The sequence below is a fragment of the Pseudomonas sp. LBUM1645 genome, assembly GCF_059716185.1.
The window spans coordinates 5,809,946-5,828,004 of the sequence record NZ_CP166811.1 but is presented as its reverse complement, the minus strand read 5'-3'; the positions used below and the strand labels follow the sequence as shown (position 1 = coordinate 5,828,004).

General features: G+C 58.5%; 17 protein-coding genes. 7 read left to right on the top strand and 10 right to left on the bottom strand.

The genetic code is table 11. From position 1 onward, the window contains the following. Positions 1-90: 90 nt before the first annotated feature. Both ACA079_RS26460 and ACA079_RS26455 read right to left on the bottom strand, forming a co-directional pair. Complete coding sequence (locus ACA079_RS26460) at positions 91-1,086, bottom strand: TIGR02285 family protein (protein ID WP_497701491.1); 996 nt, start codon at positions 1,084-1,086, stop codon at positions 91-93. Then, complete coding sequence (locus ACA079_RS26455; protein WP_008151637.1) at positions 1,013-2,212, bottom strand: CaiB/BaiF CoA transferase family protein; 1,200 nt, start codon at positions 2,210-2,212, stop codon at positions 1,013-1,015. Before ACA079_RS26455 ends, ACA079_RS26460 begins: the two co-directional genes overlap by 74 nt. Before the next feature lie 147 nt (positions 2,213-2,359). Here ACA079_RS26455 and ACA079_RS26450 point away from each other — a divergent pair, with 147 nt between their 5' ends. From ACA079_RS26450 to ACA079_RS26440, 3 genes are all read left to right on the top strand, one after another. Then, positions 2,360-2,902, top strand: coding sequence for a YaeQ family protein (locus tag ACA079_RS26450; RefSeq protein ID WP_008151638.1), 543 nt, complete (start codon positions 2,360-2,362; stop codon positions 2,900-2,902). Between the two features lie 66 nt (positions 2,903-2,968). Continuing rightward, the gene (recJ, locus tag ACA079_RS26445; protein ID WP_497701490.1) at positions 2,969-4,678 is read left to right on the top strand and encodes a single-stranded-DNA-specific exonuclease RecJ; all 1,710 of its coding nucleotides are present in this window, start codon (positions 2,969-2,971) and stop codon (positions 4,676-4,678) included. A 279-nt stretch (positions 4,679-4,957) separates the two neighbouring features. Further along, positions 4,958-6,064, top strand: coding sequence for an NADH:flavin oxidoreductase/NADH oxidase (locus tag ACA079_RS26440; RefSeq protein ID WP_497701489.1), 1,107 nt, complete (start codon positions 4,958-4,960; stop codon positions 6,062-6,064). Between the two features lie 208 nt (positions 6,065-6,272). On the opposite strand, the gene ACA079_RS26435 is transcribed toward ACA079_RS26440, so the two are convergent. After that, positions 6,273-7,898, bottom strand: coding sequence for a glucan biosynthesis protein D (locus ACA079_RS26435; RefSeq protein WP_497701488.1), 1,626 nt, complete (start codon positions 7,896-7,898; stop codon positions 6,273-6,275). A 390-nt stretch (positions 7,899-8,288) separates the two neighbouring features. Between ACA079_RS26435 and ACA079_RS26430 the strand changes: the two genes are divergently transcribed. After that, complete coding sequence (locus ACA079_RS26430; RefSeq protein WP_497701487.1) at positions 8,289-8,474, top strand: hypothetical protein; 186 nt, start codon at positions 8,289-8,291, stop codon at positions 8,472-8,474. Positions 8,475-8,535: 61 nt separating this feature from the next. Here the strand turns inward: ACA079_RS26430 and ACA079_RS26425 are convergent, their stop codons facing one another. Then, on the bottom strand, positions 8,536-9,048 hold the full coding sequence (locus tag ACA079_RS26425; RefSeq protein WP_497701486.1) for a BRO-N domain-containing protein: 513 nt from the start codon (positions 9,046-9,048) through the stop codon (positions 8,536-8,538). A 336-nt stretch (positions 9,049-9,384) separates the two neighbouring features. Here ACA079_RS26425 and ACA079_RS26420 point away from each other — a divergent pair, with 336 nt between their 5' ends. Together ACA079_RS26420 and ACA079_RS26415 are read left to right on the top strand one after the other, a co-directional pair. Then, entirely contained in the window at positions 9,385-9,966 is a 582-nt protein-coding gene (locus ACA079_RS26420; RefSeq protein ID WP_497701485.1) for a ComF family protein, read from the top strand. A 5-nt stretch (positions 9,967-9,971) separates the two neighbouring features. Continuing rightward, positions 9,972-10,529 (top strand): hypothetical protein, encoded by a 558-nt coding sequence (locus ACA079_RS26415; protein WP_497701484.1) that lies wholly within the window; start codon positions 9,972-9,974, stop codon positions 10,527-10,529. Between the two features lie 111 nt (positions 10,530-10,640). On the opposite strand, the gene ACA079_RS26410 is transcribed toward ACA079_RS26415, so the two are convergent. After that, a complete protein-coding gene (locus tag ACA079_RS26410) occupies positions 10,641-12,125 on the bottom strand; it encodes an APC family permease (protein WP_497701483.1) in 1,485 nt (494 codons plus the stop codon). 57 nt (positions 12,126-12,182) lie between these two features. On the opposite strand from ACA079_RS26410, the gene ACA079_RS26405 reads away from it, so the two are divergent. Beyond that, the gene (locus tag ACA079_RS26405; RefSeq protein WP_497701482.1) at positions 12,183-12,389 is read left to right on the top strand and encodes a hypothetical protein; all 207 of its coding nucleotides are present in this window, start codon (positions 12,183-12,185) and stop codon (positions 12,387-12,389) included. Here ACA079_RS26405 and ACA079_RS26400 read toward each other — a convergent pair. The 5 genes from ACA079_RS26400 to ydcS form a co-directional block, all read right to left on the bottom strand. Then, on the bottom strand, positions 12,379-13,803 hold the full coding sequence (locus ACA079_RS26400; RefSeq protein WP_497701481.1) for a gamma-aminobutyraldehyde dehydrogenase: 1,425 nt from the start codon (positions 13,801-13,803) through the stop codon (positions 12,379-12,381). The two genes, ACA079_RS26405 and ACA079_RS26400, sit on opposite strands and share 11 nt — an antisense overlap. 177 nt (positions 13,804-13,980) lie before the next feature. Further along, the gene (locus ACA079_RS26395) at positions 13,981-14,823 is read right to left on the bottom strand and encodes an ABC transporter permease (RefSeq protein WP_415771191.1); all 843 of its coding nucleotides are present in this window, start codon (positions 14,821-14,823) and stop codon (positions 13,981-13,983) included. Then, positions 14,813-15,760 (bottom strand): ABC transporter permease, encoded by a 948-nt coding sequence (locus tag ACA079_RS26390; RefSeq protein WP_497701480.1) that lies wholly within the window; start codon positions 15,758-15,760, stop codon positions 14,813-14,815. Before ACA079_RS26390 ends, ACA079_RS26395 begins: the two co-directional genes overlap by 11 nt. 1 nt (position 15,761) lies before the next feature. Then, positions 15,762-16,799 (bottom strand): ABC transporter ATP-binding protein, encoded by a 1,038-nt coding sequence (locus ACA079_RS26385; protein ID WP_489266090.1) that lies wholly within the window; start codon positions 16,797-16,799, stop codon positions 15,762-15,764. A 105-nt stretch (positions 16,800-16,904) separates the two neighbouring features. Continuing rightward, complete coding sequence (gene ydcS / locus ACA079_RS26380) at positions 16,905-18,056, bottom strand: putative ABC transporter substrate-binding protein YdcS (protein WP_497701479.1); 1,152 nt, start codon at positions 18,054-18,056, stop codon at positions 16,905-16,907. Positions 18,057-18,059 lie beyond the last annotated feature (3 nt).

The following is an 18,059-nucleotide window of genomic DNA, read 5'->3' as shown; positions in this document are numbered from 1 at the left end:
TGTAGCTTGCTGCCACTGGTCTTTATGTAGGCCACGTTTAACCCCGAGTCGTCTCCCCACTTCTCGGGGTTTCTTTTTGCCTGCGATTTGTCATTGCTCGGCCTGCTGCAGGAAAAATGCCCGGCTGGCTTCCAGGTAGTCGCTGCGACTCTCGGGGTCCAGCCAGGCGGCGTATGCCTCGCTCAAGTGATCGTGGGGCAGGGTGCGCAGCAGTTGGTTGATCTCGATGATCGCCTGCCGGCCCTGGGGGGTGTCGGTACAGCCGATGTAACCGGACAGGTATTTACCGGTGCCGCGAATCGGGTAGAACTGCAATTCATCCTCCGCGATCCCTTGCTGCTGGGCCTGGTAGCGGATCTCCGAGCGGTACCCCAACAGCATCCGCAAGCGCCCCAGGCGTTGCATTTGCAACAGGCTACCCAAGGCATCGTTGCCGTAGTGGAGGGTCAGTGAGTTGGCTGGCGCTTGTTTGAGCAGCGCGTCGAGATATTCGCCGTAGTTGCGCTCGGCAATAATGCCCAGTTTCTCGCGGCCACTGGCCAGTAGGGCCGCCAGGTCCACTTCGCCATCCTTGATAAAGGGCGCCAGCACCTCCCGATCAACGCGGCGCACGGCCAGGCCATTGCTCATGGCGCGAAAGACCGGAATGGAAAACGCGATCCAGTCATCGCGCTCCTTGCTCCAATTCAGCGCCGCATCGCACGTGAGGGATGGCTCGTGGAGCATTTGCAAGCCGCGAGCGCGATTGACTCGCATCAGGGTGTGTTCGTATTGCGGCATGCGGGCGATCAGCAGCGGTAACAGTTGATCGATGACGCCCTGGCCCTTTTTCGATCCTTCGAAAATCATCAGCGGTGGAAGATCGCGCAATAACCAGACCAGGGTTTCCTTCGGCTGCGCCAACGTTGGCTGAGCCTGGCCGGCGAGCAACAGGAAAAACGCGAACGCGCACAATGCTCGTCCGCCGCGCGTCAGGCAGTGGTTGATGGGCCGCGCAAGCAGGCGCCTCAGCTTAGATAGCCCCGTCTTCACGCAGCTTTGCGATCTGTTCCTTGTCGTAACCAAGATCGTTGAGTACCTGCGCATTGTGTTCGCCCAACTGCGGCCCGACCCATTCCGAAGTGCCGGGTGTCTCTGATAGTTTCGGCACGATTCCCGGCATCTTGAAATCTTTGCCGTCCGGCAACTTGGCCTTCAGGAACATTTCCCGGGCCAGGTACTGCGGATCACTGAACATATCTTCCGCACTGAAGATCCGGCTGGCCGGTACGTCGGCCTGATTCAACTGCTCGATGATGGTGTCCAGCGGCAGCGAGTTGACCCAGCGATCAATCACCCCATAAATCTCGTCGCGACGGCTATCGCGTCCGTCGTTGCTCGCCAACGCAGGGTCATTGGCCAGGTCCTCGCGACCAATGATCAGCATGAAGCGTTTGAAGATCGCATCGCCATTGGCGCCGATCTGCACATGTTTGCCGTCGGCACTGGTGTGGATCGAGGAGGGCGTGATGCCCGGCATGATGTTGCCGGTGCGTTCGCGGATGAAGCCGAACACGTCGAACTCGGGGACCATGCTTTCCATCATGGCGAAGATCGCTTCATACAGCGCCACATCCACCACTTGGCCGAGGCCACCGTTGACCTCGCGATGACGCAACGCCATCAGCGCACCGATCACGCCCCAGAGCGCGGCAATCGAGTCACCGATGGAAATCCCGGTGCGCACCGGTGGTCGGTCTTCGAACCCGGTGATGTAGCGCAGACCGCCCATGGATTCACCGACGGCGCCAAAGCCTGGCTGATCTTTCATCGGCCCGGTCTGACCGAAACCCGAGAGGCGCACCATCACCAGTTTCGGGTTCAGAGCGTGCAGGACTTCCCAGCCCAGACCGAGTTTTTCCAACACGCCCGGGCGAAAATTCTCGATCAGAATGTCCGCTTCGCTGAGCAGTTTTTTCAGGATCGCCAAACCGTCGGGGTGTTTGAGGTTCAGGGTCAGGGACTTCTTGTTGCGCGCCTGGACGAACCACCACAGCGAGGTCCCTTCATACAGTTTTCGCCATTTGCGCAACGGATCGCCGCCATCGGGGGACTCGATTTTGATCACCTCGGCACCGAATTCGCCGCAAATGCGCGAGGCAAACGGCCCGGCGATCAGCGTACCCAATTCGATGACTTTCAGACCTGAGAGCGGTTTTCCGGTGAGCGGCATACTGGATCCTGTAGGACAAAGGTTGAGCGAATACAGGGTTTTAACATAGCCGAACGTCAGACGACCAAGGTTGATCGCCTTCAATTCGTGGATTGCCTACCGCATCGGTTAGACTTGCCGCCTTTCCCCGTATCAAGAAGCCCGTTCATGGCCCAGCCGTCCACGACCTACAAGTTTGAACTGAACCTTACCGACCTCGATCGCAGCGTGTACGAGAGCGTGAAGCAGACCATCGCCCGTCACCCTTCGGAAACTGAAGAGCGCATGACCGTGCGGCTGCTGGCCTACGCCTTCTGGTACAACGAGCAGCTGTCGTTCGGTCGCGGTCTGTCAGACGTGGACGAACCAGCCCTGTGGGAAAAGAGCCTGGACGACCGTGTTCTGCACTGGATCGAAGTCGGCCAGCCAGACGCCGATCGCCTGACCTGGTGCTCGCGTCGCACCGAACGCACCAGCCTGCTGGCTTACGGCAGCCTGCGCGTCTGGGAGACCAAAGTGATCCCGGCGATCAAGAACCTGAAAAACGTGCACATCGCGGCCGTGCCGCAGGACGTGCTGGAAACCCTGGCCAAAGACATGCCCCGCGTTATCAAGTGGGACGTGATGATCAGCGAAGGGACGATTTTCGTCACCGACGACCGTGGTCAGCACGAAGTCCAGTTGCAGTGGTTGAGCGGCGAACGCGGCTGATTACTCGCTGCAGGTCCGCGCTACCCGTTTTTATCCTACGTATTCAAGAGAAGCACCTGTCACCCCATGCGCATCGAACCTCGTCTGTTGCCCGACACCCTGCCATTCCTCGGTGATCTGCCGCCTCTGCTGACCCGTCTGTACGCGGCGCGGGGCGTGCTGTCCGAGGCTGAACTGGACAAGAGCCTGGCGCGGTTGATCCCGTTCCAGAAGCTCAAAGGCATCGATGCGGCGGTGGATTTGCTGGTGACGGCACTGGAGCAGCGTCAGCGGATTCTGATCGTCGGTGACTTCGACGCCGATGGCGCGACGGCCAGCACCGTGGGCATGCTGGGCTTGCGCCTGCTGGGCGCGGCGCACGTCGACTACCTGGTGCCGAATCGATTCGAGTACGGCTACGGTCTGACGCCGGAAATCGTCGAAGTGGCGCTGACCCGTACACCACAGTTGCTGATCACTGTGGACAACGGTATCTCCAGCGTTGAAGGCGTGGCGGCGGCGAAAAAGGCCGGGCTCCAGGTACTGGTCACCGACCACCACTTGCCCGGTGACGAATTGCCGCTGGCCGATGCCATCGTTAACCCCAACCAACCAGGTTGCGAGTTTCCGAGCAAGGCGCTGGCCGGCGTCGGGGTGATTTTCTATGTGCTGATGGCCCTGCGTGCGCGTTTGCGCAGCCTCGGCTGGTACGAGAGCAAGCCGCAGCCGAACATCGGCGAGTTGCTGGACCTTGTGGCCCTGGGCAGCGTCGCCGACGTGGTACCGCTGGATGCCAACAACCGGATTCTGGTGCACCAAGGCCTGGAACGGATCCGCGCCGGGCGCGCCCGGCCGGGAATCAAGGCGATCCTCGAAGTCGCCAAGCGTGACCACACGCGCATTACCTCTACCGATCTGGGTTTCATTGTTGGCCCGCGTCTGAACGCGGCGGGGCGTCTGGATGACATGAGCCTGGGCATCGAATGCCTGCTCACCGAAGACGCCGGTCTGGCGCGTGAAATGGCCGCTCAACTCGACGGCATGAACCAGGACCGCAAATCCATCGAGCAGGGCATGCAGCGTGAAGCGCTGGCTCAACTGAAGGATTTGCCGGTCGAGTCGATGCCGTTCGGCTTGTGCCTGTTCGATCCCGAGTGGCACCAGGGTGTCATCGGAATCCTCGCGTCGCGTATGAAAGATCGCTATTTCCGTCCGACCATTGCCTTTGCCGATGCCGGCGATGGCTTGCTCAAGGGCTCGGGGCGTTCGGTTCAGGGGTTTCATATTCGCGACGCGTTGAGCGTGGTGGCGGCGCAGCATCCGAACCTGATCAGCAAATACGGTGGCCATGCAATGGCCGCCGGCCTGACGCTGCCGGAAGCGAACTTTCCGTTGTTCGCCGAAGCCTTTGATGCGGAAGTGCGTAGGCAATTGCGCGAAGAAGACCTGACGGGTCGATTGCTGTCGGACGGCACGCTGGCGGTCGAGGAATTCCACCTGGAACTGGCCCGCGCCCTGCGCCATGCCGGTCCTTGGGGGCAGCACTTCCCGGAGCCGCTGTTCCACGGCGTGTTCCAGCTGGTCGAGCAGCGGGTGGTCGGCGAGCGGCACCTCAAAGTGGTGCTGAAGAGTGAGTGCGGTTCGGTGAAACTGGATGGCATTGCCTTCGGAATCGACCGCGACATCTGGCCGAATCCGACCATCAAATGGGTGGAATTGGCCTACAAACTCGACCTCAACGAGTTTCGTGGCAACGAGACGGTGCAGTTGATGATTGCCCACATCGAACCGCGTTGAACCCATCGCGAGCAAGCTCGCTCCCACAGTGGATCTGCGTTGTTCACAAAACTAATGTGGGAGCGAGCTTGCTCGCGATGGCGATCTCCCTGGCGCCAAATCTCCCCGGAACCCTCCACCTTCCCCCGTTGTCGACTAGGCTCTAAGCACTGCTTGATTATCCTTGTGACGTCTTGTCGAATTTTTTGCCCGCGGGGGCGGGTGCTGCACCTTTTTCCTGTCACTCGTCGACTTTCAAACAGAACCCTGGAGCCTGCCCACTGATTCGAGAGGTGCCCCATGAGTCTGCTGCTTGAACCCTATACCCTTCGCCAATTGACCCTGCTCAACCGCATTGCGGTGTCGCCGATGTGCCAGTACTCCAGCGTCGATGGACTGGCCAATGACTGGCACCTGGTCCACCTCGGCAGCCGCGCTGTCGGCGGGGCCGGCCTGGTGTTTACCGAAGCCACGGCGGTCACGGCCGACGGGCGCATCACCGCCGAAGACCTCGGCCTGTGGAACGATGAACAGATCGAACCGTTGCAACGCATCACGCGCTTCATTGCAGCTCAAGGCGCTGTGGCCGGCATTCAGTTGGCTCACGCCGGGCGTAAGGCCAGCACCCATCGGCCGTGGATTGGCAAACATGGCAGCGTCAAACCCGAAGACGGTGGCTGGATCCCCGTAGGCCCATCGCCGATTGCTTTCGACCCGCAGCACACCCACCCCAAGCAGCTCGATGATGGCGAGATCGCTGAAGTCATTCAGGCCTTTGTCGCTTCGGCCAAACGGGCGCTGACCGCCGGTTTCAAAGTGGTGGAAATACACGCCGCCCACGGTTACCTGTTGCATCAGTTTCTTTCGCCCCTGAGCAATCAGCGGCGCGATCAATATGGTGGTTCGTTCGAGAATCGAATCCGGCTGGTGCTGCAAGTCACCGAAGCGGTGCGTGCGGTGTGGCCTGAAGAGCTACCGTTGTTCGTGCGGGTGTCGGCCACCGATTGGGTGGAAGACGGCTGGAACCCCGATGAAACCGTGGAGCTGGCGCGACGCCTCAAAGACCTGGGTGTGGATTTGATCGACGTCTCGTCGGGCGGTACGGCAGCCAATGCCGAGATTCCTACAGGTCCCGGTTATCAGACCCGCTTCGCTGAACGAGTGCGTAAAGAGTCAGGCATTGCCACCGGCACGGTAGGAATGATCACCGAGCCGGCACAGGCCGAGCACATTCTGCGCACCTGCCAGGCGGACATCATCTTCCTGGCCCGTGAGCTGTTGCGTGATCCGTACTGGCCGCTGCATGCCGATGATGATCTGGGTGGACGCAAGGCCATCTGGCCGGCGCAGTATCAGCGGGCCACCCACCGTGAGCAGCCGATTCATGAGTCGGATTTGCGTGATTGATTGATGCTGTAAAACCAAAAAGCCCCGGTCGAGTTGACCGGGGCTTTTGCGTTTCTGTGCACTGAGGTTTGTTGTCGGTCAGGCCCTCATCGCGAGCAAGCTCGCTCCCACATTGGATCTCCATGAGACACAGGTTTTGTGTACACCTCAGATCACCTGTGGGAGCGAGCTTGCTCGCGATGGGGCCAGCCCAGCCACCCCATTACTCTCAGGTGTACTTGCGCTTCTCAGGCGCAGGCGGGAAGTACTGATACAACCAGGTTTCACTCAACGTCCGGTCATTGGTGCGAATGAACAACCGCAGTTCCACTGGTGCCACGCTGTCATTGGTCGGGTACCAGTCAAAGGTAATGCGGTAACCCTTGATGTCATCCAGAACCAGCACGTTGAAGTCCTTGACCTGCCCATTTGAGCACGTAACCACCGGCTCGATCCCTGCGCCTTCCGGCAAGCGGTCCAGACCGCCGCCCGTGAAGTCCACGGCAAACCGTCGAGCCCAGACTTCCGGGTAATGCTCGCCGGGGGCCCAGCCTTCGATGAAGCCGCCCATGCCCGAACGAGTGGCGTTGACTCGCGCCAACGGCGTGCCGACCGGTGGCAGTGCGCTCCAGTACAGCTTGTAGCCGTAGTTCAGGGAGTCGCCGGCCGCAACCGGTTTTTTCGGGGTCCAGAACGCGACGATGTTATCGAGCGTTTCGCCGGTTGTAGGAATTTCCATCAGATCAATGGAGCCTTCGCCCCACTCAGTCGTAGGTTCTACCCAGAGGCTCGGACGCTTGCTGTACCAGTCGACGGTGTCTTGATAGCTGTCGAACTCATGATCGGTCTGCACCAGGCCGAAACCTTTCGGGTTGGTGTCGCCGAAGGCATTGAATTGCAGGGTGGCTGGGTTGTTCAGCGGGCGGCAGATCCACTCGCCGTTGCCACGCCACATGGCCAGGCGATCAGAGTCGTGGATCTGTGGGTGAATCGTGTCGCACATCCGTCGTTCGTGGGTGCCGCAGCTGAACATGCTGGTCATCGGCGAGATGCCCAGTTGTTCGATGGCGGTACGCGCGTTGATGTGGGCATCGATGCCCATGACGACCTGGCTGGCCTGACAGTCGATGTCGAACCGGTAGGCGCCAGTGGCACTCGGTGAGTCCAGCAGGGCGTAGACCACGAAGCGGGTGCTGTCCTTGTCCGGGGTCTCGAACCAGAACTTGGTGAAGTCCGGGAACTCTTCACGCTTCTTGGCATAGGTATCAATCGCCAGGCCGCGTGCCGACAGACCGTACTGGCCCGAGGCATCTACCGCACGGAAATAGCTGGCGCCGAGGAAGGACAGCACGTCGTGCCGGTCCAGTTCTGGGGCCTTGAACAGCTTGAACCCGGAAAACCCCAGATCGCCCGTGAGCTGCTTGGTGTCGACCGTGGTTTTTTCATAGTTGAACAGGGACGGGCGGAAATGCACCTCCCGCGCCTGACGAGTCTTGGGATCGACGCTGTACATGCGCACCGGTTGCTTGAAACCCATGCCCACGTGGAAGAACTGCACATCCAGTTGACCGTTGAGGTCATTCCACAGCGAGTGGTTGCCGTCGTACCGAATCGCGTTGAAATCTAGCGGCGCCATGTTCGCCAACGTCGGCGGCAGCACCTGCTTGGTGTCCTGATAGCGATTTCCGGCGAGCTGCTTGGCCTGGATCTTCAGCGCTTCGAAGTCGAACGCCTGAGCCTCGCCATCCGCCGCGCTGTTACCGGCCCAGGCCCGCGCAGCCAGGAGGCCGGTGGCTGATAATCCGGTGTAGGCAGCGATGGCCATGGATGCTTTGAGCAAATTCCTGCGGTGCATAAGTTCAACCTGTCGTGAACAATCCCGCGCCGTTCCTGGCACGTGCTGGATCAAAAATAGAGGTTCGGACATGCCTTCGGCCAAACGCAACGGACATTAAACAGATAACAAATAGCTTAAACCGTTCGGTCGCGTAGAAAAAATGATTGGTAGCACTTTGGCTTCTTGGCAATGAAACAAGAAATTTCGGTTAAGTTTTCTGACAGTACTTTCTGATATATAGGGCATTTCTGCTTTTTTTGACTAATTACTCTAAAAATCGCTTTTCACCGCCGTGATAGTTCCTATTCTGTGTTCATGACCGACCCTGCCCTTCAGGCCGGCGACTACAAAAAGGAGAGGGCGATGCGGTTTTTGAAGTTTTCTCGGGCTTATAGAAGGACATCGTCCATGACGAAAGTACAAGGCATCACCCAGTTGCTGGGAATCCTTCCTTGCCTGAGCACAGTGCGCCGAAGGCGTCGGGTCAGTTCGGACGAGATGAAGTTGTTGGAGCGCTATCGGGAGCTGTCGGAAAGCGACCAGATTGCGATGCGGTATCTGGTGGATGCGATGAGGAGTGTTTCGAGGTTTTGAGTAGGTAAACCGAAGGGGCGGACTGTGAAGTCGGCCCCTTTTTCATTTCTTTACCTTACCTTCAACTGCAAGTGCCCATGATCTTGAACGGCCGTTGTGCCTGCATCAGATCAGGCATGTCCCGCCACTTGATCCAGGCCTGATGCTGCCAATGCAGCAGCGGCACCGAGATCCCGGCCCACTGCAACGAACTCAAACTTGGAATGTTATCCACAGGCGTCTCGTCTGCATCACGCAGCATTGGGATGACCACGTTGCTCAACCACTGGCGCAGGTTTCGGTTTTCAGGGACGAAGTGGTACACCAGAAGGGCATACATCCCTGATTCGCTGACCATCAGTGATTCGACTGTTTTACCGTTCTTCAGCAACCAGACGTATCGACGCTGGTCCGGATCAAGTTTCAGGGTGAGGCGTTGGTCCATCGGGCGACCCATCAGGCGACCGAGATCCTGGACGCAGAACCAGGCTTGGTTGTCCTGCATGAAGGCGTGGAGGAAGCGGTTGTGGCGGGTGAAGATGGTTGGGGTGAAATGAGGATGGATTTCAGACGGATTTAGCGTGTGCTCAAGCATTTTTTCGACTCCAAGTTGAAAAGGGAGCCGCCACTCAGAGGAGCGCGGTTGCGCCATATTGATTGTGTTCCGGCTTCGACCCCGGGTCGCTGATTTGGCAGCGACGAGGTAAAGCCTATCGTTCAGGCGCTCGCGGCGCCAAGTCTACTCTGGCGCCGCGAGTTGTAGGAATTGGTGCTTTTGCCGGAAAGTTTGGTCTGTAGGAATTTCCTGTTTTTGCATGAGAGTCAGCGCCACGCGGCGTTTGACTGGAATCTCTGTTTTTCATTGCCTATGGTCAAAAAGCGCCAAGGAAATTTCGGTGCTTAACGGACAGGCTTAAAAATGGAGAATGCCTTGAAAGTATCCCTAAAACAGATAAACGGCCCTTGGGACCAAGGATGGGTGCTGGACAAGCACATGATAAGTAGTACCTTTCTAGGGGATGATGAGCACGGAAACCCACGCTTCGATAATCTCCGTACCGAGGTAGGACAAGCGACCTACCAGCTCAAATACCAGAAGGATTGGAGTCAGGTGAGCCCTCTTGCTCAAGCTGTAGCGACGAATGTTTTACCTAAACTTGCTCAAGTAGGGTTCGTAATTCCTATGCCTGCCTCGAATATACGTGCACGACAGCCAGTTACTGAGGTTGCCGTAGAGTTAGGACGAATAATAGGAAAGCCTGTATTTTCGGATTTGCTTCGAAAGGCTGCCACCGGGCAATCGCTTAAAAATTTGCATTCTAAAGCTGAAAAGGTTGCCGCTATAGGAGCTAGCTTCAGTGTGAATGATGAAATTACCAATACAGGCTGTTGGAATGTTTTGGTCGTTGATGATTTGTTTGACAGTGGGGCGTCAATGGATGCCGCCTGTGCTGCTTTACGTAAATATCCAAAAGTGGGAAAAATCTACGTCGCGGCGTTAACTTGGAAGTGAGATAGATGACAACTGTATTTATTGCGGGCTCTATTAATATCAAACACCTTGATCCGAAGGTTAAAGAGCGTATCAATAATATCGTTGATTCAGAGTTTGACGTCGTGGTTGGCGACGCAGGCGGAGCCGATACATCTATTCAAGAGTATTTATTGAGCCTGGCTCGATCTAAAACTACTATTTATTGCAGTGGCGTGACCCCTCGGAACAATCTTGGAGAATGGCCGGCTAGAACGGTAGAAACCAAACACTCCAAAGGGTCGAGAGCATTTTTCACCGCGAAAGATGTTGTTATGGCTGATGCCGCCGATTACGGCTTGATGATTTGGGATGCTAAAAGCACCGGAACACTGAGCAACGTGATTGAACTGTTGGCTCGAAAGAAGAAGTCGCTTGTTTTTGTTAATAAAGAAAAAGCCTTCAAGGTGGTTGGGAATGTGAGTCAGCTTGAGGAGCTTGTTGCGTTTATGTCGGATTACGCTAAACAAAAAGCAGATGAAAAAATCAAGCTTTTCGATCGCATAACTTTGCTGAAGCACGATCAAGCAGAACTGTTGCTTTGATGATTTTTTCTTTTCAGTCAATAGCAGTCATTAATTCCCCTTTCTCTAGGACTGTGAGAAAGGGGAATATTTCAGCGCCGGCACCAGTAATGGTACCCGGTTCAAAAAGCCTTATCGACTAACCTTCCAAGCATCCCCCGCAGGCGCAGTCCCATGGTCATACGGCTTGGCAAGCCACATATAAACCAGCCCCAACCCAATCACGATCGCAGTACTCAACACCATCGCATAGTTGATGTACCACGCCGCATCCGGTGTGCGCGGCCAGGCCATGTTGATGATTGCGCCGACGCCATAGACCAGCGCGCCGATGTTCACGGCCCAGCCCCAGGCGCCGAGGGTGAATTTGCCGCTCGGTTTCCAGCCCTTTATGCGCGCATACAACGCGGCGAGCACGATCATCTGGAATGCCAGGTAGATGCCGATGGCCGCGAAGCTGACGATGGTTGCCACTGCATCCTGCAGGAAGAAACCGAGGATGATGATCAGTGCCGGCAGGACACCGGACACGAACAGCGCCGCAACCGGAACCTGAGTCGTAGGGGAAATTTTCTTCAGCAGTGAGCTGCCGATAACCATTTCATCCCGAGCGTAGGAATACAGCAGACGGCTCGCCGCCGCTTGCAGGCTGATGACGCAGGAGATGAAGGAAATCATCACCACGCCCATCACCACTTTCGAACCGACCGGACCGAAGGCGTTGTTGAGGATGGTGGTGACCGGGTCCTTGTCGGTGCCATTGATGACCGCTTGCATGTCTGGCACGGCGAGGATCAGCGCCAGGCAGGCGAACATCGCCGCGATGCCGCCGATGTAGATGGTCATGCGCATGGCCACCGGGATCTGTTTGCTCGGGTTCGGGGTTTCTTCGGCCACATCGCCGCAGGCCTCGAAGCCGTAGTACAGGAACATCCCCGCCAGCGAGGCGGTGAGGAATGCCGGTAGATACGAGCCGTCGACGCTGATATCGAAGGTGTTGAACAACACACTGATCGATTGATGGCGTTCGAAGATCAGCAGGTAAACGCCGACGATTACCGCACCGACCAGTTCGCAGAGGAAGCCGAACATGGCGATCCGAGCCAGCACTTTGGTGCCGCTGAGGTTGACCAGGGTGGCGAACAACGTCAGGAACAGTGCGATGACGATGTTGGTGTTGTTGCTCGGTTCAAAGCCCATCATGGCGGCCAGGTATGGACCGGCGCCCACCGCAACAGCCGCGATGGTGACGCACAGGGCGATGGAGTAGATCCAGCCGACCATCCACGCCCAGCGCTTACCCACCAAACGACGAGCCCACGGGTACACGCCGCCGGAAATCGGGAACTGCGAGACCACTTCACCGAAGATCAGGCACACCAGCAACTGGCCGCATCCGACCAGCAAGTAAGCCCAGAACATCGGTGGCCCACCGGCGGCGAGGCACAGGCCGAACAGGGTATAAACCCCTACGACCGGAGAGAGATAAGTGAAGCCCAGGGCGAAGTTTTCCCACAGGCTCATGCTGCGATTGAAGTTCGAGGTGTAGCCCAGCTTGCGAAGTTGCTCGGCATCGCTGTCGGCAACGGCTGCAGAGAGTTCGGGTGATGCACTCATGGTGTGTTAGCTCCGGAAAATCGGCAGATTTCGGATGTCCGAAACCGTGGCAGGGCCATGACGGCGCTGCCCGGATCGGTGGTTATTGTTTTGGCTTTTTTGGGGTGGAACCTGGTGGTGCTGGGTGCCGGTTTCTTCCTTGAGTTTGCGGTGACGCCATCGCGAGCAAGCCTTGCTCCTACAGGTTTTGTGGTGTGCACCAATCATGCGAACGACATCAATCCTGTAGGAGCAAAGCTTGCTCGCGAAGCTTTTAATGCTTGAACATCACATGCCGAACGACGGTGTAGTCCTCCAGCCCGTACATGGACATGTCCTTGCCATAACCGGACAATTTCTGACCGCCGTGCGGCATTTCGCTGACCAGCATGAAGTGTGTATTCACCCAGGTGCAGCCGTACTGCAAGCGTGCGGACAAGCGATGCGCACGACCGACGTCCGAGGTCCAGACCGACGACGCCAGGCCGTAGTTCGAATCGTTGGCCCAGCCCAGCACCTGTGCTTCATCGGTGAATTTGGTCACCGACACCACCGGCCCGAACACTTCACGACGGACGATTTCATCGTCCTGTTGCGCGTCGGCCAATACCGTTGGTTCGAAGAAAAAGCCATTGCCTTCCACAGCCTTGCCGCCGGTGATCAAACGGATATGCGGCTGCGCCACGGCACGCTCGACAAACCCGGCCACGCGGTCGCGATGTTGGGCGGTGATCAACGGGCCGAGCTCGGTCGACGGATCATCCTGCACACCGTACTTGATGCTGCTGACCGCTTCGCCGAGCTTCTCGACGAACCTGTCGTAGATGCCTTCCTGCGCGTAGATGCGGCAGGCGGCGGTGCAGTCCTGGCCGGCGTTGTAGAAGCCGAAGGTGCGAATGCCTTCCACGGCGGCGTCGATGTCGGCGTCGTCGAAGATGATCACCGGGGCTTTGCCGCCCAGTTCCATGTGCATGCGTTTGACGCTGTCGGCGGTGCTGGAAATGATGTTCGAGCCGGTGGCGATCGAACCGGTCAACGAGACCATGCGCACTTTTGGGTGTGTGACCAGTGGACTGCCGACGGTAGGACCACGACCGAACACCAGGTTAAGCACGCCGGCCGGGAAAATCTCCGACGCCAGTTCCGCCAGACGCAGCGCGGTCAGCGGGGTTTGTTCCGACGGCTTGAGCACCACGGTATTACCTGCCGCGAGGGCCGGGGCGATTTTCCAGGCGACCATCATCAGCGGGTAGTTCCACGGTGCGATGGACGCGATCACGCCGACCGGGTCGCGGCGGATCATCGAAGTGTGGCCGTGCAGGTATTCACCGCCCGCCGAACCGCTCATGCAACGGCTGGCGCCGGCGAAGAAACGAAACACGTCGGCAATCGCCGGGATCTCGTCGTTCAGCGCGGCGTTGTACGGCTTACCGCAGTTGTCCGACTCCAGTTTGGCCAGCTCTTCGCCGTGGGCTTCGATGGCGTCGGCGAGTTTGAGCAGCAGCAGCGAACGTTCTTTCGGCGTGGTTTGCGACCAGTCTTCGAAGGCGCTGTCGGCGGCACGCACGGCGGCATCGACCTGGGCTTCACTGGCTTCGTTGATTTCCACCAACACACGACCGAGGGCCGGGTTGAACACCGGTTGGGCGGGGCCTTCGCCGTCGATCAGTTGGCCATTGATCAAGAGTTTGGTTTGCATGGCTTTGTCCTCTTTGAAGCAATTATTTTTTTCTGTGGAAACCGGCCCCTGTGGGAGCGAGCTTGCTCGCGATAGCGGTTTTACAGTCGACATTTCTGTTGAATGTCAGTCAGTCATCGCGAGCAAGCTCGCTCCCACAAAAAGCCGATTTCCACAGTGGTAAAAATGCGGTGCCAGTTATTTCCCGCCACTGCCCGCAACGCTTTCGCCGCCACGGGTCAGGTAATAGGCGCCGAGGATCGGCAGCATGGTCACCATCATCACCAGCATCGCGACGACGTTGGTCACCGGCACGTCCCGTGGGCGGCTGAGCTGGTTGAGCAGCCACAGCGGCAGGGTGCGTTCATGGCCGGCGGTGAAGGTGGTGACGATGATTTCGTCGAACGACAGGGCAAACGCCAACATGCCGCCGGCCAGCAATGCCGAGCCGAGGTTCGGCAGGATGATGTAGCGAAAGGTCTGCCAGCCGTCGGCGCCGAGGTCCATCGACGCCTCGATCAAACTGTGAGAAGTGCGACGCAAGCGGGCGATGACGTTGTTGTAGACGATCACCACACAGAAGGTCGCGTGACCGACGATGATGGTGAACATCCCCGGTTCGATCCCCAGGGTCTTGAAGGTCGCCAACAGCGCGATACCGGTGATGATCCCCGGCAAGGCAATCGGCAGGATCAGCATCAGCGAGATGCCTTGCTTGCCGAAGAAATCCCGGCGGTACAACGCCGCCGACGCAAGGGTGCCGAGGACCAGCGCAATCAACGTCGCGACGGAGGCGATTTGCAGCGACAGCTTGATCGCTTCCAGCACGTCGGGGCGCGAGAACGCCACGCCGATCCACTTCAGGGTGAAGCCCTTGGGCGGGAAGCTGAACGCTGCGTCTTCGGTGTTGAAGGCGTACAGGAAGATGATCAGGATCGGAAAGTGCAGAAACACCAACCCGCCCCAGGCTGCGATGCGCAGGCCGAGCGAGGCTTTCTCCCCGTGGGTTTCTGGTCTTTGTTTTTTTGCATCAGAGCGCATCGAAGGCCCCCAGTCGTTTCACGATAGTCAGGTAAATGGCGATCAACACAATCGGCACCAACGTGAAGGCCGCGGCCATCGGCATGTTGCCGATCGCACCTTGCTGGGCGTACACCATGCTGCCGACGAAGTAGCCCGGCGGGCCCACCAGTTGCGGCACGATGAAGTCGCCCAGGGTCAGCGAAAAGGTGAAGATCGAACCGGCCGCGATGCCCGGAGTCGACAACGGCAAAGTCACTTGCATAAAGGTCTGGCGGGGCTTGGCGCCGAGGTCGGCCGAGGCTTGCAGCAAGGACGGTGGCAGCCGTTCCAGCGAGGCTTGGATCGGCAGGATCATGAAGGGCAGCCAGATGTAGACGAACACCATGAAACGGCCCAAGTGTGAGGTCGACAACGTGCTGCCGCCGACGCCCGGAATGCCCAGAATGAACTGCAAAACCGGCTCAACCCCCAGGTGCTGAACGAACCACTGCGCCACGCCGCCCTTGGCCAGCAGCAAGGTCCAGGCATACGCCTTGACGATGTAACTGGCCCACATCGGCATCATCACCGCGATGTAGAAAAACGCCTTGGTTTTGCCGGTGGTGTAGCGCGCCATGTAGTAGGCAATCGGGAACGCGACGATGGCGCTGGCGATCGAGACGGCGACGGCCATGCTCAAGGTGCGCAGGATGATGTCGAAGTTCGACGGCTGGAACAGCGCAGCGAAGTTCGCCAGGGTCAGGTCGGGCGTGACCGCCATGGTGAAGTCATCGAAGGTGTAGAAGCCTTGCCACAGCAGAACCAGCAGCGAGCCGAGGTAGATCGCGCCGAACCACAGCAGCGGCGGTACCAGCAGCATCGACAGGTACAGGTTCGGCCGGCGATACAGCAGGTTGGAAAACCTGCGCAACGGCGAGCCGCCGGCCGGGGTTTGAGGGAGAGCCACGCTGTTCATCTCACACCCCACCGACAGCGTTGTCGTGCAGCGGAATCATCGCTTCCCGTGCCCAGCGTGCGCTGATGCGTTGTCCGGTCTGATGTTGCGCGCTGACGTCCAGCCACTGGACGTTGGCCTGGCTGATGTTCAGGGTCTGGCCGTTCTCCAGTTTCAATTCATAGCGCGTGGCGCTGCCCTGGTACTGAATGTCATGGAGCAAACCGCTGACTTCGATTTCATGGCTGGCCAGCGGACCTTCGGCGAAACGCACGTGTTCCGGGCGAATCGAAAACGGCTGTGGATTGCCGCTCAATTGTTTCGCCAGATCGCCGCGAATCACGTTGGAGGTGCCGACGAATTCGGCGACAAAGGTTGTAGCCGGTTTCATGTACAGGTTGCGCGGGGTATCGACTTGCTCGATGCGCCCCTTGTTGAACACCGCCACACGATCCGACATCGACAGCGCTTCGGTCTGGTCGTGGGTGACGAAGATGAAGGTGATGCCGAGCTGGCGTTGCAGCTTCTTCAGTTCACCCTGCATTTGCTCGCGCAGCTTCAAGTCGAGCGCGCCCAACGGTTCATCGAGCAGCAGCACGCGCGGCCGATTGACCAGGGCGCGGGCCAGGGCCACACGCTGGCGCTGGCCGCCGGACAGTTGCACCGGTTTGCGCTCGCCGTAGCCGCCGAGGGCGACCATGTCGAGGGCTTCTTCGGCGCGTTTCTGGCGTTCGGACTTGCCGACGCCTTTGACCTTCAAACCGTAGGCGACGTTGTCGAGTACATTCATGTGCGGGAACAGCGCGTAATCCTGGAACACGGTGTTCACGTCACGTTGATACGGCGGCAGCCCGGCGGCTTCTTCGCCGTGAATACGGATAGAGCCAGCGCTCGGTTGTTCGAAACCGGCGATCAGGCGCAGACAGGTGGTTTTGCCCGAGCCGGAAGGGCCCAGCATGGAAAAGAACTCGCCGTCCTGGATATCGATGGAAACCCGGTCAACGGCCTTCACTTCGCCGAACTGACGGGAAACGTTGGTGAACTGGACTGCAAGCGTCATGGTGCGGTGCTCCAAAAATCTGAATCTTTAAAAGCATCGCGAGCAAGCTCGCTCCCACATTGGAATGCGATCAAATGTGGGAGCGAGCTTGCTCGCGAAGAGGGCTTAACGGCCGCCCATGATCGCGATGTAGTCCTGGGTCCAGCGGCTGTACGGCACGAACTTGCCGCCTTCAGCTTGTGGGGTTTTCCAGAAGGCCAGGTTGTCGAATTGGTCGTAACCGTTGGTTTTGCAGCCCTCGGCGCCTAACAATTCACTCTCCTTGCACCCTGCTGGAACCGCCGGCAACGAACCGAACCACGCCGCCAGGTCACCCTGGACTTTCGGTTGCAGCGACCAGTCCATCCACTTGTAGGCGCAGTTCGGGTGCTTGGCTTCCGCATGGAGCATGGTGGTGTCGGCCCAACCCGTTGCACCTTCTTTTGGAATGACCGAGGCAACCGGCTGCTTGTCCGCCACCAGGCCGTTGACCATGTAGCCCCAGGTGCTGGACGCCGCTACGCCTTCGTTTTTGACGTCACTCATCTGGACCGTTGCGTCATGCCAGTAGCGGTGGATCAAGGGCTGTTGCTTGCGCAGCAGCTCCAGCGCCGCTTTGTATTGCGCTTCGTTGAGCTGGTACGGGTCCTTGATGCCCAGTTCCGGCTGTTTCGATTTGAGATAAAGCGCCGCATCGGCGATGTAGATCGGCCCGTCGTAGGCCTGGACCCGACCCTTGTTGGACTTGCCGTCCGGCAGGGTTTGCTCTTCGAACACCACACTCCAGCTGTCTGGCGCCGTTTTGAAGATATTGGTGTTGTACATCAACACGTTTGGGCCCCATTGGTACGGGGTGCCGTAGGTTTGCTTATTGACGACGTACCAAGCGCCGTCCTTGAGGCGAGGGTCAATGGTCTTCCAGTTCGGGATCAACGCTGTGTTGATCGGCTGCACACGCTTGCCGGCGATCAACCGCAGGGAGGCATCGCCGGATGCCGTCACCAGGTCGTAACCCCCCTTGGACATCAGGCTGACCATCTCATCGGAAGTGGCGGCAGTCTTGACGTTGATCTTGCAGCCGGTTTCCTTTTCGAAGCCGGTGACCCAGTCGTAGGCCTTGTCGCTTTCGCCACGTTCGATGTAGCCAGGCCAGGCCACAATATCCAGCTGACCTTCGCCGGCACCGACGGCTTTCAGCGGTTCGGCGGCCTGGATACTGGCACTGGCCAGCAGCGCGGTGGTGATTGCACTGAGCAGTGCGGTCTTGTGCACGAACATGGG